This is a genomic window from Mesorhizobium sp. 131-3-5 (genome assembly GCF_016756575.1).
In the GTDB taxonomy this organism is placed as follows: domain Bacteria; phylum Pseudomonadota; class Alphaproteobacteria; order Rhizobiales; family Rhizobiaceae; genus Mesorhizobium; species Mesorhizobium jarvisii.
In genome coordinates, this window is record NZ_AP023254.1 from 886928 (window position 1) to 900994 (window position 14067).

General features: G+C 65.3%; 16 protein-coding genes. 8 read left to right on the forward strand and 8 right to left on the reverse strand.

Annotated elements, in window-relative coordinates; translation table 11 throughout:
* Positions 1 to 7: 7 nt before the first annotated feature.
* Positions 8 to 778: a type 1 glutamine amidotransferase domain-containing protein gene (locus JG747_RS04230; RefSeq protein ID WP_202361220.1), complete on the reverse strand. Its 771-nt coding sequence runs from the start codon at positions 776 to 778 to the stop codon at positions 8 to 10.
* A 112-nt stretch (positions 779 to 890) separates the two neighbouring features.
* Between JG747_RS04230 and JG747_RS04235 the strand changes: the two genes are divergently transcribed.
* Positions 891 to 1244, forward strand: coding sequence for a winged helix-turn-helix transcriptional regulator (locus tag JG747_RS04235; RefSeq protein ID WP_027047566.1), 354 nt, complete (start codon positions 891 to 893; stop codon positions 1242 to 1244).
* 13 nt (positions 1245 to 1257) lie between these two features.
* Here JG747_RS04235 and JG747_RS04240 read toward each other — a convergent pair whose 3' ends face one another.
* Together JG747_RS04240 and JG747_RS04245 are read right to left on the reverse strand one after the other, a co-directional pair.
* Positions 1258 to 1905, reverse strand: coding sequence for a cysteine hydrolase (locus JG747_RS04240; RefSeq protein ID WP_202361221.1), 648 nt, complete (start codon positions 1903 to 1905; stop codon positions 1258 to 1260).
* Positions 1902 to 2234, reverse strand: a complete 333-nt coding sequence (locus tag JG747_RS04245; protein ID WP_064982244.1) for a hypothetical protein — start codon at positions 2232 to 2234, stop codon at positions 1902 to 1904. The genes JG747_RS04240 and JG747_RS04245 overlap by 4 nt, the downstream gene beginning before the upstream one ends.
* A gap of 169 nt (positions 2235 to 2403) precedes the next feature.
* Here JG747_RS04245 and JG747_RS04250 point away from each other — a divergent pair, with 169 nt between their 5' ends.
* From JG747_RS04250 to JG747_RS04280, 7 genes are all read left to right on the forward strand, one after another.
* Positions 2404 to 2802, forward strand: a complete 399-nt coding sequence (locus JG747_RS04250) for a RidA family protein (protein ID WP_202361222.1) — start codon at positions 2404 to 2406, stop codon at positions 2800 to 2802.
* 169 nt (positions 2803 to 2971) lie between these two features.
* Entirely contained in the window at positions 2972 to 4405 is a 1434-nt protein-coding gene (locus JG747_RS04255; RefSeq protein WP_019862192.1) for a pyridoxal-phosphate dependent enzyme, read from the forward strand.
* On the forward strand, positions 4402 to 5586 hold the full coding sequence (locus JG747_RS04260; RefSeq protein ID WP_069090588.1) for a trans-sulfuration enzyme family protein: 1185 nt from the start codon (positions 4402 to 4404) through the stop codon (positions 5584 to 5586). The genes JG747_RS04255 and JG747_RS04260 overlap by 4 nt, the downstream gene beginning before the upstream one ends.
* 46 nt (positions 5587 to 5632) lie before the next feature.
* Positions 5633 to 6601, forward strand: a complete 969-nt coding sequence (locus tag JG747_RS04265; protein WP_202361223.1) for a GlxA family transcriptional regulator — start codon at positions 5633 to 5635, stop codon at positions 6599 to 6601.
* Between the two features lie 323 nt (positions 6602 to 6924).
* Positions 6925 to 8220, forward strand: a complete 1296-nt coding sequence (locus JG747_RS04270) for a M24 family metallopeptidase (RefSeq protein WP_202361224.1) — start codon at positions 6925 to 6927, stop codon at positions 8218 to 8220.
* A complete protein-coding gene (locus JG747_RS04275) occupies positions 8217 to 8897 on the forward strand; it encodes an isochorismatase family protein (RefSeq protein WP_064982236.1) in 681 nt (226 codons plus the stop codon). Before JG747_RS04270 ends, JG747_RS04275 begins: the two co-directional genes overlap by 4 nt.
* The gene (locus tag JG747_RS04280; protein ID WP_019862184.1) at positions 8894 to 9850 is read left to right on the forward strand and encodes an alpha/beta hydrolase; all 957 of its coding nucleotides are present in this window, start codon (positions 8894 to 8896) and stop codon (positions 9848 to 9850) included. Before JG747_RS04275 ends, JG747_RS04280 begins: the two co-directional genes overlap by 4 nt.
* Before the next feature lie 9 nt (positions 9851 to 9859).
* On the opposite strand, the gene dnaQ is transcribed toward JG747_RS04280, so the two are convergent.
* The 5 genes from dnaQ to JG747_RS04305 all read right to left on the reverse strand — a co-directional run bounded on the left by dnaQ (position 9860) and on the right by JG747_RS04305 (position 14026).
* The gene (dnaQ, locus tag JG747_RS04285; protein WP_202361225.1) at positions 9860 to 10582 is read right to left on the reverse strand and encodes a DNA polymerase III subunit epsilon; all 723 of its coding nucleotides are present in this window, start codon (positions 10580 to 10582) and stop codon (positions 9860 to 9862) included.
* A 219-nt stretch (positions 10583 to 10801) separates the two neighbouring features.
* Positions 10802 to 11395, reverse strand: coding sequence for a dephospho-CoA kinase (coaE, locus tag JG747_RS04290; RefSeq protein WP_202361226.1), 594 nt, complete (start codon positions 11393 to 11395; stop codon positions 10802 to 10804).
* Complete coding sequence (locus tag JG747_RS04295; protein ID WP_202361227.1) at positions 11392 to 12234, reverse strand: shikimate dehydrogenase; 843 nt, start codon at positions 12232 to 12234, stop codon at positions 11392 to 11394. Before JG747_RS04295 ends, coaE begins: the two co-directional genes overlap by 4 nt.
* A complete protein-coding gene (locus JG747_RS04300) occupies positions 12227 to 12826 on the reverse strand; it encodes a Maf-like protein (RefSeq protein ID WP_019862180.1) in 600 nt (199 codons plus the stop codon). Before JG747_RS04300 ends, JG747_RS04295 begins: the two co-directional genes overlap by 8 nt.
* A gap of 285 nt (positions 12827 to 13111) precedes the next feature.
* Positions 13112 to 14026: a pyruvate, water dikinase regulatory protein gene (locus JG747_RS04305; protein ID WP_446720609.1), complete on the reverse strand. Its 915-nt coding sequence runs from the start codon at positions 14024 to 14026 to the stop codon at positions 13112 to 13114.
* Between the last annotated feature and the right edge of the window lie 41 nt (positions 14027 to 14067).

The window sequence follows — 14067 nt, forward strand, 5'->3', positions numbered from 1 at the left end:
CTGGCGCTCAGCCGCCTAGCGCCTCGCACACCAGGCGCGCGGTGTCGGCGCCGGAGAAATTCTGCTGGCCGGTGATCAGATTACCGTCGCGCACGGCGAAGCCGCGCCACAGCCCGGCCTGGACATAGTTGGCGCCGATCGCCCTCAACTCGTCCTCGATGCGCCAGGGCATCAGATGCTTGCCGCGCTCGAGCGCGCCCATCTCCCAGGTCGCCTTGTCGGCGAAATCCTCCTCGGCATTGGCGAAACCGGTCACGGTCTTGCCGGCGGCGAGCAGCGCCCCATCGGCGCGCCTGGCGTAACACAGGATGGCGGTGCCGTGGCAGAGTGCGGCGGCCACCTTGCCGGCCTCGTGGAAGGCGACGAAGGTCCGTTGCAGGTCGGTCGCGCTCTCGTAAGAGAACATCGGCGCCTGGCCGCCGGCAACCACAATCGCGTCAAAGCTGCCGACATCGATCTCCGCCGCTGGCCGCGTGGTCTCGACCAGGGCCGCGAGTTTCGGGCTCGACAGGAAGCCGAGCGAGATGAGATCGGTTTCGGAATAACCCGAGGGATGACGCGGATCGCTCAGCGCGTCGGCCTCGCATCTGCCGCCCTCGGGCGAGAAGATTTCCACCGCATAGCCGCGCTCGGTGAAGGCGAACCAGGGATGCGTCAACTCGCTCCACCAGAAGCCGACCGGCCATCCTGTCGTGGTCGATACCGCCGGATTGGCGATGACGATGGCCACACGCTTCGGCTTGCGTGCATTGACCGGATTGGCATCCCTGACGCTCATCTTCGCTCTCCCTCATGAAACTGTCGCCGACAAAGCCGGGCTCGGCAATCTGGCCACATGGCCGGGCAAAATCCGCTTCCGTCGCGGCTGCGCCTTGCTTAGAATCGATGCCATGACACAACGCGGTAGACTCTATGGCTGCCCGGTCGAGTTCGCGCTCGACGCGCTCGGCGGCAAATGGAAAACGGTGATCATCGCGCGCATCAAGCAAGGGCCGCTGCGCTATTCCGAACTGCGCCGGCTGATCCCGTCGCTGTCCGACAAGATGCTGACGCAGCGCCTGGCCGATCTCGTCGAGATCGGCTTCGTGGTGCTCGAGACGTCGCCCGACGGCAAGGCGCGCTACGCCTTGACCGAGCGCGGCCAAGATCTGGCCGCAGCGCTCCAGGCGCTCTACGACTGGGGCAGCGTGCATGGCCGCGCCGAGGGCGTGCGCTTCCGCGGTGATATCGAGGCGGCGGCCTAGCAACTTTTGTCCCTCACGCCGCATCGGCAAGCGCGCCGCAAAAGCCGGCGACATCGGTGATGACGGCCTCGCCGAGGAAACGCAGCGTCGCCATCGAGCGGTCGCGCGCTTCCTGGTTGCCGAAGCCGCAGGCGTCTTCGATCACCACAGCCGTAAAACCATTGTCGGTCGCCTGGCGCACGCTCGGCTCTATGCCGATCTCCATGGCGATGCCGGCAAGGGCGACGGCGCGCACGCCGCAATCGCGCAAGGCGAGGCCCAGGGCGGTGGAATCGAAGGCCGACATGGTCAGCTTGTCGAACACGGCTTCGTCGGCGCGAGGCGCCAGTTCGGGGACAATTCTCGTCGCTTCGGCGTCGCGCAGGAACCACGGCTCTACCGCGTCGGGACTGTCGCGCCGCTGCCAGGCCATGGCGGTGCGCAATTGGGTGGCGCCCATCCATTTGCGCGGCAAGGAGAGATGGCGCGTGAACGCCACCCGCATGCCGGCCGAGCGGGCAGCTTCGAGCACGATGCCTGTGCGCTCGACGATATCGGCCGCGCCGGCGACCTGGCGGCAGATGCCGACCTGCATGTCGTAGACCACCAGCGCCACGCGGCTGGGATCACACCATTCGGCCAGGTTGGTTGGAACCTCTATGCCTTCGCTCGACCGGATCATGCCGCGGTCCGGTCCCAGGGTTGGGCGATGTCGACGCCGGGGTCGAACAGATATTCGAGCGGCAGCGGTGCCGGATCGAAGGCGAGAAAATGCCACTCGAGCAGCCCGGCCTTCGACAGCGGGAAGTCGTCCGTATAGCGCCTGGCTTCATCGACGCTGTCGAGCTCGAAGACGATGATGACGCCGCCGATATCGGCGCGGGCATAGTTTTCGCGCACGATGCCGGCCTTCCACAGCCGCCAGACATTCGACACCTCGTCGCGCAGATAGGGTTTCAAATCATCGAGTGTGACGCCGGGCTTGAAGTTGTCATAGGCGATGATCTTCATCGGCTGTCTCCTCTTGGCATGTCAGGATCGCGCGGCCTGCTTGTTTCGGCCTGCATCCCGTTCGGCTAGCATGTCGAAAATGGCGGCTTCAACGAACGAGATGGTTCGTTGAACGAGCCGGCCGGTTGCCCTTTCGTGGCGCATGGCATCCAGCGGAGAGGAGACAACAATGGCCATCGAGCGGCTGAACCCGAAGGGCATGCACAGCAACCCGGCCTATTCGCAGGGCGTGGCGCTGCCGGCCTCGGCGCGCATCGTACTGATCGGCGGCCAGAACGGCATCGACGCCAATGGCCAGATCGTCGGCAAGGGCGACATCGCGGCGCAGACCGCGCAGGCACTGGCCAATCTGGCGATGGTGCTCGATGCCGGCGGCGCCAGGCTGGAAGACCTCGTCCGCCTGTCGATCTACATTGTCGGCGATGCCGACATCAGCCCGGCCTTCGGCGCCTGGATGGCATTTTGGGGCGATCGCGGGCCGCCGCCGGTGGTGACAGGCATACGCGTGCTCGGCCTCGCCAATCCGGATTTCCTGATCGAGATCGAGGGGCAGGCGGCGATCGTGTAGAAGCCCTGCTTTGGTGCCATGGGGGATGAGCAGCTGCCGCTTGGAATTTCATTCCTCGTCTGGCCGGCTGATTGGCACGTTCTATCTTCTTTCCCGCGACAAACGGCTGGAAAAGAGGCTACGCTGCCGCTCTGCCCCCGAGCCGGTTGCTTGATCAGGGAGCTTCGATATGAGCGAGCACGGAAAAGCTGCGCCAGGCAGCCCGGATGGCCAATCCTCGCGCCTGCGGCCGCCTTACAAGTCGGTTCTCGATCTGATCGGCCAGACGCCGGTGGTCGAGCTGACCAAGTTCGACACCGGCAAATGCCGGCTGTTCATCAAACTCGAAAGCCAGAATCCCGGCGGCTCGATCAAGGACCGCATCGCGCTGTCGATGATCGCGGCGGCCGAGAGAGAGGGCAGGCTCAAGCGGGGCGGTACCATCGTCGAGGCGACCGCCGGCAATACCGGCCTCGGCCTTGCCCAGGTCGGCATCCCCAAGGGCTACCGCATCGTGCTGGTCGTGCCCGACAAGATGTCGCGTGAAAAGATCCAGCATCTGCGCGCGCTGGGCGCCGAGGTGCGCATGACGCGCTCGGATGTCGGCAAGGGTCACCCGGAATATTATCAGGACATGGCCGAGAAGATCGCGGCGGAGGTGCCCGGCGCCTTCTATGCCAACCAGTTCGCCAATCCGGCCAACCCGCTGGCGCATGAGACGACCACCGGCCCGGAGATCTTCTCGCAGCTTAACAGTGATGTCGACGCGGTGGTCGTCGGCGTCGGCTCGGGCGGTACGCTGACCGGGCTAGGCCGCTACTTTGCCAAGGTGTCGCCGAAGACCGAAATGGTGCTGGCCGATCCGGTCGGCTCGGTGCTGGCGCCCTTGATCAAGACCGGCAAGATGGAAGAGGCCGGCAGCTGGACGGTGGAGGGCATAGGCGAGGATTTCGTGCCGCCCAATGCCGACCTGTCGCTGGTGAAGAAGGCCTATTCGATATCAGACAAGCAAAGCATGCTGGCGGTGCGCGATCTCCTATCGCGCGAAGGCATTCTGGCCGGCTCGTCCTCGGGCACGCTTTTGTCGGCCGCCTTGCGCTATTGCCGCGAGCAGACGGTGCCCAAGCGCGTCGTCACCTTCGTCTGCGACAGCGGCAACAAGTACCTGTCGAAGGTGTTCGACGATTTCTGGCTGGCCGAGCAAGGGCTGGCCGAGCATGAGCAGCATGGCGATCTGCGCGACCTCGTGATGCGCTCGCACCGCACCGGCGACACCGTCTATGTCGGCCCGGACGAAAGCCTGCTCAACGCCTATGGCCGCATGCGCCGTTCGGATGTCTCGCAGCTGCCGGTTCTGGAAGATGGCAAGCTGATCGGCATCGTCGACGAGAGCGATATACTGGCCAAGGTCGACGGACCCTATGACGGCCGCTGGGAGCGTTTCAACGGTCCGGTGCGCACGGCGATGACCTCCAATTTGCACACGCTGCAGGCCAGCCAGACGCTGGATGCGCTGCTGCCGGTGTTCGACCGCAACGAGGTCGCCATCATCTTCGACGGCGACGAGTTCGTCGGCCTGATCACCCGCATCGACCTGATCAACCATTTGAGGCGCGCACGATGACCAGCCACACACCACCTCCATCGGGCAAGAACCGCCTGGCCTTCTCCACGCGCACCATCCATGGCGGCCAGAGCCACGATCCGCTGACCGGCGCGGTGATGGTGCCGATCTATGCGACCTCGACCTACGGCCAGCAGTCGCCCGGCGTGCACAAGGGGTTCGAATATGCCCGCAGCCAGAACCCGACGCGCTTTGCCTTCGAGCGCGCGGTGGCTGACCTCGAAAGCGGCACCGCCGCCTTTGCCTTCGCCTCCGGCCTGGCGGCGATCTCGACGGTTCTGGAACTGCTCGACAGCGGCGCCCATATCGTCGCCACCGACGACATCTATGGCGGTTCCTTCCGGCTGATGGAGCGGGTGCGCAAGCGCTCGGCGGGTCTGCAGGTCTCTTTCGTCGACTTCACCGACCTTGCCGCCGTCGAGGCGGCGATCCGCCCGGAGACGAAGCTGCTGTGGGTCGAGACGCCGACCAACCCGCTGCTGCGCATCGTCGACCTCGAAGGCGTCGCCGCGCTGGCCAAGCGCAAGAGCGTCCTCACCGTCGCCGACAACACCTTCTGCAGCCCCTATATCCAGCGGCCGCTGGAACTCGGCATCGACATCGTCGTGCACTCGACGACAAAGTATCTCAACGGCCATTCCGACATGGTCGGCGGGGTGGCGGTCGTCGGCGACAACAAGGATTTGGCGGCCCAGCTGAAATTCCTGCAGAACGCCATCGGCGCCATATCGGGCCCGTTCGACAGTTTCCTCGCGCTGCGCGGCCTGAAGACGCTGGCGCTCCGGATGGAGCGCCATTCCGACAACGGGCTAAAGATCGCGCAGTGGCTGGAAGCGCGAAAAGATGTGCGCCGCGTGATCTATCCAGGCCTCGCCAGCCACCCGCAGCATTCCATCGCCGTCCAGCAGATGCATGCTTTCGGCGGCATGATATCAGCTGTGCTCGACCGCGATCTCGCCGGAACCAAACGCTTCCTCGAACGCACGCAATTGTTCACGCTGGCCGAAAGCCTCGGCGGCGTGGAGAGCCTGATCGAGCATCCGGCGCTGATGACGCATGGGTCCATTCCCGCCGAGAAGCGCGACGAGATCGGCATTTCGGATTCGCTGGTGAGGCTGTCGGCGGGGATCGAGGATGGCGATGACCTGATCGCCGATCTGGAGCAGGCGCTGGGGGGATAGCGCCAGCGGTTGACGCCAAGCGCCATTCGCCCGAGATGTAGCGGCCATGGCAACGCGCGAACCCGAAAAACCCACCGATCCCCTGACCTTCGCGGTGCTGGTGTTCCCCGGCTTTCCGATGATGGCGTTCAGTTCCGTCATCGAGCCGCTGCGCGCCGCCAATGTTCTGGCGAAGCGGCAATGCTATCGCTGGATCATCGTCGGCGGCACGAAAGGGGCGGTCGAGGCCTCGAACGGCGTCGTCATCCAGCCGGGGTTCTACGCCGAGGATGCGCCGAAGGTCGACCGCATCGTCGTCTGCTCGGGCGGCGATGCCGATCATCTCGTCGCCGAGGACGCGGCAAGCTGGATCCGCCGCAGCCTGCGAAATGGCGCGCATATCGGCGCGGTGGCGGATGCGGCGTTCTTCCTGGCGCGCGCCGGCCTGCTCGACGGCCATGCCTGCACCTTGCACTGGACCAGCCAGGCCGCCTTCACCGAGGCGTTCCCCAACATCGAGCTGCGCCGCGATCTCTATGTCATCGACCGCAAGCGCTTCACCTCGGCCGGCGGCGTCGGCAGTCTCGACATGATGCTGGAGATCATCACCCGCGACTATGGCGCCGAGCTTGCCGCCGGCGTCGCCGAATGGTTCGTGCACAGCCAGCTGCGTTCCAGCGTCGACCGCAAGCTGATGCCGCTGCGCCTGCGCACCGGCGTGCAGAACGAGCTGGTGCTGTCGGCCATCGCCATCATGGAAGACGCGGTCGAGGAACGGCTCGGCATGGCGGAGCTGACGGCGCGGCTCGGCGTCTCCTCCGACAAGCTCGAGCGCTCCTTCCGCTCCGAACTCGCCATCTCGCCCAATGGCTACTACCGGCGGCTCAGGCTCAGGCGCGCCGCCGACCTCTTGGCGCATTCGACGCTCGCCGTGCGCGACGTGGCGCTCGCCTGCGGCTTTGCCTCGATGTCGAGCTTTGCCCGGGCTTTTCGCGAGGAGCATGGCCATCCGCCGAAGCTGGCGCGGCGGCATTAGGGCCGGCGCTCGCTGACGCGATGAGACGTTGGCGGGACAGCGCCCCCCTCTGTCCTGCCGGACATCTCCCCCACACGGGGGGAGATCGGCTGTGGCGACGGCTTTCGCCAATTTCCGAGATTGGGAAGTGAAGCGCGGGTGGTCAAGCTGCCAATCTCCCCCCTCGTGGGGGTGATGCCCGGCCGGGCAGAGGGGGGCGTGAAGGATCGCGACGCAACTGATTAGCCAGCGGCATCCCGCACAACAAACGCGGTTTTCCGCACAATACCTCGACCCCTCCTGCGCCATGGTCGGACCTTGCAACCGACCCAAGGCCGAACCCCATGAGCATCGTCATATTCGACCCCGACAGCACCGAGGACGTCGACTTCAAGGACCGCATGCGCCACCCGGCGGCGGCTGATCCGGCCGGCGGCATGTGGCTGTCTGACACCGAGCCATCCTTCATCGACGCCGATGCCTTGCGCAAAGGCCGGCTGGCCAAATTGAGGGGCTGGATGCGCGACGCCGGCTATGGCGGGGTGGTGCTGTTCGACCCGTACAACCAGCGCTACGCCACTGGCTCGCGCAACATGTTCGGCTACTTCCTGCGCAATTCGACCCGTTACTTCTTCATCCCGACCGAAGGGCCGATCGTGCTGTTCGAGTACCCGCAGAGCTACCATGTCTCGATGGTGCTCGACACTATCGACGAGGCGCGTCCGTCCAAGCTGGTCTGGTCGTCGGTTTCGGGCCGCGACGACGAAACCGCCGGCCCCTTCGCCGACGAGATCGCCGAACTCCTGAAGAAGCATGGCGGGGGCTCGATGAAGCTCGGGCTCGACCGCTGCAGTCATCTGCAGGCGCTCGCCCTGGAAAAGCGCGGATGCGAGGTCAAGGATTGCCAGGGCGAAATCCTGGCGGTGCGCGCGGTGAAGACGCCGGAGGAGGTCAAATGCCTGCAAGTGTCGATGGCCGGCGCCGAGGCCGCCGTCTATGCAGTGCGTGAGGCGATCAAGCCCGGCGTTTCCGAGAACGATTTGTTCGCCATCATGTATGGCGAGGTCATCCGCCAGGGCGGCGAGTTCATCGAGACGCGGCTGTTGACCTCAGGCCAGCGCACCAATCCCTGGTTCAACGAGGCGAGCGGCCGCAAGATCCGGCCCGGCGAACTGCTGGCGCTCGATACCGACACGATCGGCTGCTACGGCTATTATTCGGATTTCTCGCGCACCTTCCGCTGCGGACCGGGCAAGCCGACCGATTACCAGAAGTCGCTCTACCGCATGGCGCACGACCAGGTTCAGCACAACATCTCGATCGTCAAACCCGGCATGGCGTTTCGCGAAATCGCCGAGAAGGCCTGGAAGATCCCCGACCGCTTCGTCGACCAGCGCTATACTTCTGTCATGCATGGCGTCGGCATGCATGGCGAGACGCCGTTCATCGCGCATGCCATGGATTACGAGACCTATGGCCGCGATGGCCATATCGTGCCAGGCATGGTGGTGAGCGTGGAAAGCTATATTGGCGAAAAGGGCGGCCGCGAGGGCGTCAAGCTGGAGGACGAGATCCTGATCACCGAGACGGGCACGGAGCTTCTGTCGCGCTTTCCCTATGAGGACGAGTTTTTGGCGTGAAGGCTCCCATCTCCATCAAGCGCGGCACGGTGGCCGCCGTGTTCATAGACCTGCAGGAAGAGCACCGGCAGGACAAGCGCTACCTCGTCGAGGGCTTTGCCGGCATCCTCGCCAATGTCCAGCGGCTGCAAGAAGCGGCGCGCGCCAATCACGTGCCGCTCCAGCACTGGGCCTATATCGTCGATCTCGACAAGCAGGACCGGCCCTTTCATCCGCTCGGTGCCGACGGCAAGTCGGCCTTCTCAGACAAGAGCGATCCGCTGACCGAGATCTGCCGTGAGGTAGCGCCGGCCAGGGACGAGGTGCTGCTGATCAAGGCCGAGGCCAGCGCGTTGCGCAGCGGTCCGGCGGCCGATCGGCTCAAGGCCTCCGGCATCGAATGGCTTGTGGTCGCCGGCGTCTGGACCGAAGCCTGTATCGACGCCACCGTAAAGGACGCCGTGGCGAAGGGATTTCGCGTGCTGCTGGTCAAGGATGCCTGCGGCAGCGGCAGCGCGGCCATGCACCAGACCGGCATCCTCAACCTCGCCAACCGGCTCTATGGCGGCGCGGTCACCGATACGGACGGCGCCTGCCGGCTGCTGGCCGGCGAGACCGTCACCGCCTGGCAGGTCGAGGGGTCGGTGCCGCTGCGCTTCACCTTCGACAATGCGGCGGCGCTCTACGCCGATCTATGACAGCAGACCGACACCGCGGCAAATATGAAACACGGCTCGACCCGGCGCTGTGGGCCTATATCGACACGGTCAACGCCTGGTACCCGCCCGAGGTTATCGGCCTGCCGATCGACAAGCAGCGCGCGGTCTATGACAGGATGTGCCGGGCTTTCCATCAGGGCCGTCCCCCGGGGGTCAAGGCCAGCGATGGCCTGGTCGCCGCTTCGGGCCACGGCATCCCGATCCGCCACTACCAGCCCGCCGGCAAGGCAGCGCGGGCCATGGTGCTCTATTTCCATGGCGGCGGCTTCATCCTCGGCGGGCTCGACAGCCATGACGACATCTGTGCCGAGATCTGCGCCGGCACCGGCTTCGACGTGCTGTCGGTCGACTACCGGCTGGCGCCCGAGCATGTGCACCCCGCCGCCTTCGACGATGCGATGGCCGCCTTCGCATGGGCGGCGACGTCGGGCCTGCCGCTGGTGCTGTGCGGCGAGAGCGCCGGCGGCAATCTGGCGGCGGCCGTGGCGCAGGCGACGCGCCAGCATATCAGGGCCGCGATCGGCCAGGTGCTGATCTATCCCGGCCTCGGCGGCGATGAGGCAGCTGGCTCCTATGTCGAACATGCCGAAGCACCGCTGCTGTCCGTCAGCGATATCGCCTTCTATCGCAACGTCCGCTCGGCCAAGCGGCAATCGCCCGACGACCCGACCTTCTCGCCGTTGCGCGACAACGACTTTTCCGGCCTGCCGCCAACGGTGATCATCACGGCCGAGTGCGACCCGCTATCGTCCGATGGCGAAACCTACCGCGACCGCATCGTTGCGGCCGGCGGCAAGGCATGGTGGCATGAGGAGAAGCGCCTGGTTCACAGTTTCCTGCGCGCCCGCACCACGGTGCCGGCCGCGGCGGAGGCGTTCGCGCGCATCATCGCGGCGATTGCATCGCTGGGGCGGGGCGAGTGGCCGTATTGAGTGTTTGTCCTACGACGCCGCAACGCTCTTTTCGGAGGAATTGGCTTTCAGCCAGAGCGCCTTTTCGCCGAGCGTAGCGACCATGGCGGCATGCGCGGCGCGCTCCGCTTCGGTCAAGCGCGCCGGCAGCGGCCTCGGACGCTCGGCGACGATGATCTCGATATGCCGGACATTCTCGCCCTGCGCCGGCGCGGTGGCGCTGTCGAGGATGAGCGCCGCCTGCTTGCCGCCGATCAGTTCGATATAGACCTCGGCGAGCAATTCGGAATCGAGCAGCGCGCCGTGCTTGGTGCGCTTCGTGTTGTCGATGCCGTAGCGCCGGCAGAGCGCATCGAGCGAATTGGGGCCCATCGGGTGCTTGCGGCGCGCCAGCGCCAGCGTGTCGACGACACGGCCGGGATCGACGACGGGATGGCCGAGTCGGCCGAATTCGACATTGAGGAAGCCGATGTCGAACGTGGCGTTGTGGGCGACCAGCTTGGCGCCGTCGGTGAAGGTCAGCCATTCCTCGGCGATGTCGGCAAAGGTCGGCTTGCCCGCGAGATCCGCCGCGCTGATGCCGTGCACGGCCTGCGCCTCCTCATGGATCGCCCGGCCCTGCGGGTTGATATAGTGGTGGAACGTCCTGCCGGTCGGGAAACGGTTGACCAGTTCGACGCCGCCCAGCTCGATCACGCGGTCGTCGCGCGAATCAAGGCCGGTGGTTTCCGTATCGAAGATGATCTCGCGCATCGAATCAGTCCGTTCTAAGCAAGCAGAATCATACAGCGGAACAAAATGGCAATGGCAATGCCTGTTTTCTCTTCTCCCCTTGTGGGAGAAGGTGGATCGGCGCGTAGCGCCGAGACGGATGAGGGGTGTTCCAGCGGAGTGAGACGTTGGCGTTCCCTGGAACACCCCTCATCCGTCGCCTTCGGCGACACCTTCTCCCACAAGGGGAGAAGGAAAGCGTCAGCGACCAGACCCCCCGGAGAGCTCGGCGATAATGGTGGCAACGGCGGCACGCGCCGCCTCCAATCCTTGGCCGGTGTCGATGACGAAATCCGCCAGCCTGCGCTTCTCCGCATCCGGCACCTGCTTGGCCAGGATCGCCGCCAGTTTTTCTTCCGTCATGCCCGGCCGGGCCAGCACGCGCTGGCGCTGGATTTCGGTGGGCGCCGTGACGACGACGACCTTGTCGACGCGGCCACGGCCGCCGGTTTCGAAGAGCAGCGGAATATCGAGCACGGCGATCGATTCGCCGGCGTTACGATGCATGGCCAGGAAGGCGTCGGCATCGGCGCGCACCAGCGGATGGATGATCGCTTCCAGCCGCTTCAGCGCGGCGGCATCGCCAAGCACGCGCGCGCCAAGTTTTGCGCGATCGACCACACCATCGACAACCGTTCCGGGAAAAGCGGCCTCGACCAAAGGCGCCGCCGCACCGGAATAGAGGCGATGCACCGCCTCGTCGGAATCATGGACCGGCACGCCCGCCTCGGCGAACATTTTCGCCGTCGTCGACTTGCCCATGCCGATCGAGCCGGTGAGGCCGAGCACGATCATGGTTTCGGCACCAGATCGGCAACGATGAGTGCGCGAAGCTCCGCCGTGACCCGCGGCCTGATGCCGAACCAATGTTCGAAGCCGGGCACGGCCTGGTTGAGCAGCATGCCGAGGCCGTCGACTGTCTTCAGCCCCCTGGCGCGCGCGGCGGCGAGCAGGGGGGTTTCAAGCGGCACATAGACAAGGTCGGTGACGATGGCGTGGTCCGGCAGCAAGGCCGGATCGGCGGCGAGGCCTTCATTGCCGACCATGCCAAGTGCCGTGGTGTTGACCAGCAGGCCGGCGTCGGCCAGCAATTCGTGGGTCTCCGCCGTGCCATGCGCCGAAACGCCGGCGCCGAAACGATCCCGCAATTCCTGCGCCCGGGCGAGCGTGCGGTTCACGATTCTGATATCGCCGACGCCACGCTGCTTCAGCGCCTGGATGACGGCGCGGGACGCGCCGCCGGCGCCGAGCACGACCGCGGGGCCGGTGTTCGCCCAGCCCGGCGCGTAATCATCGAGGTTGGCGGCAAAGCCGTGGCCGTCGGTGTTGCCGCCCCACAGGAGACCGTCCTCGAACCACAGCGTGTTGACGGCGCCGATCTCCTCGGCCGCCTGGTCGCGGCGGTGGACAAGAGCGAAAGCGGCTTCCTTGTGCGGAATGGTGACATTGCCGCCGCGAAACCCGTTTGCCTGCAAAGCCGCGATGAATTCGGCAAAATCCTGCGGCGCCACGTCGATCGCCTCATAACTGCCGTCGATGTCGTGCTTTGCCAGCCAGTGGCCGTGGATCTTCGGCGAGCGCGAGTGCTTGATCGGATGGCCGGTGACAAAAGCCTTCTTCGTTGCCTCAGCCATCGATGGCCCCCAGCGTGCGCAGTTCGGCCAGCAGCGGCAAAAGCGGCAGGCCGACAATCGTAAAATGATCGCCCTCGATCTTCTCGAAGAGCTGGATGCCTTCGCCCTCGACCTGGTAGGCGCCGACGCTGGCCAGCGCCCTGGCGCCGACACGGGCGAGATGGCGGCCGATGAAGCCGGGGTCGAGCTTGCGCATGGTCATGCCGGCGATGCCGACATGGCGCCATAGCACCTTGCCGTCGCGCACCAGAACGGCGGCGCTGTTGAGCTGGTGGGTCTTGCCCGACAACGCCAGGAGATGGCGGCGCGCGCCTTCCATGTCGGCCGGCTTGTGGAACACTTCGTCACCCAAAGACAAAGTCTGGTCGCAGCCGAGCACCAGCGCGCCGGGCCGGCGTTCGCTGACCTCGGTGGCCTTGGCCTCGGCCAGAACCAGGGCGACATCCTCGGGCGAAACGCCGCTATCCTGCAGCGGCGCCTCGAGCGCGCGCTCATCGACATCGGCCGGCACGGCCTCGACATCGAGCCCGGCATTGAGAAGCATCGCCTTGCGGAACGGACTGCCGGAGGCGAGGATGATTTTTTCGGTCATTTTTCACTCAGGCGCAGGTACAGGCGCGGTTGGGATATGAGCTTCAATCTGCAACGTTGGCGCCGCCCCTCATTGTCCTGCCGGACATTTCTCTCCGTATAGAGACGGGGAGAAAGGGGCAGCTTAAGCGCAGGCGCTCTTCTTCGGCTACGCTGGTGATTGGCGAAACCTTCTACGACAGCGCCCCTCTCCCCGTCACTATACGGGGAGAGGATGCCGGCAGGCAGGTGAGGGGCGGCGCCGAGTTTCCGCTAAGAAGTCTCGGAAAACGCACTCCTCGTTCAATTATCTGTTCTTCCCCCGCAGGGCAACGATCGCCGCCGCCGTTTCCTCGATCGAGCGGCGGCTGACGTCGATCATCGGCCAGCCATGGCGCGTGCAGATCTGGCGGGCATAGGCGAGCTCCTCGTTGATGGCGGCGCGGTCGACATAGTCGGTCGGCACATAGGAACTGCTGTTGCCGAGGATGCGGTTCTGGCGGACATGCGAGATGCGCTCGGCGGTGGCGATCAGCCCGACGATCAGCGGCTTGGAGGCGCTGATCAGGCTTTCGGGCACCGGCACGCCGAGCACGATCGGGATGTTGGCGGTCTTGATGCCGCGATTGGCGAGATAGATGCTGGTCGGCGTCTTCGACGTCCGCGAAATGCCGATCAGCACGACATCGGCATCGTCCATATTCGCCGGCAGCTGGCCGTCATCATGGTCCATGGTGAAGTTCAGCGCATCGATGCGGCGGAAATATTCGGCGTCGAGAACGTGCTGGGCGCCGACACGGCGGCCGGCCGGCGTGCCGAGATAGGACTGGAAGACGGTGAGCACCGGCTCCAGCACCGACACGCAGGGCAGGCCCATTGTGGCGCAGCGCTCGTCAATGCCGCGCGCCAGCTTCTGGTCGACGACCGTATAGAGGATGATGCCCGGCTCCTCCTCTATGTCCTCGAACACCTTGGCCACCTGCTTTTCGGTACGGATGAGCGGGTAGATGTGCTCGATCGCCCGTGCATCCTTGTATTGCGCCGAAGCCGCCCGCCCGGCGGCGAGCAGCGTTTCGCCGGTCGCGTCGGAAATCAGGTGCAGGTGAAAGAAGCTCTGGGGTTTGTTCACAGGGATCACCTGGGGCTGTGGGCGGATGTGGATAAAGCGGGACAGAAAGAGGCGCCGGTCGGAGGCGACTGTATCAGATGGCAGTTTGTCCACAATTCGCTGTGCTGTCAGCTTGGTCGGGCGGCTGGGGACAA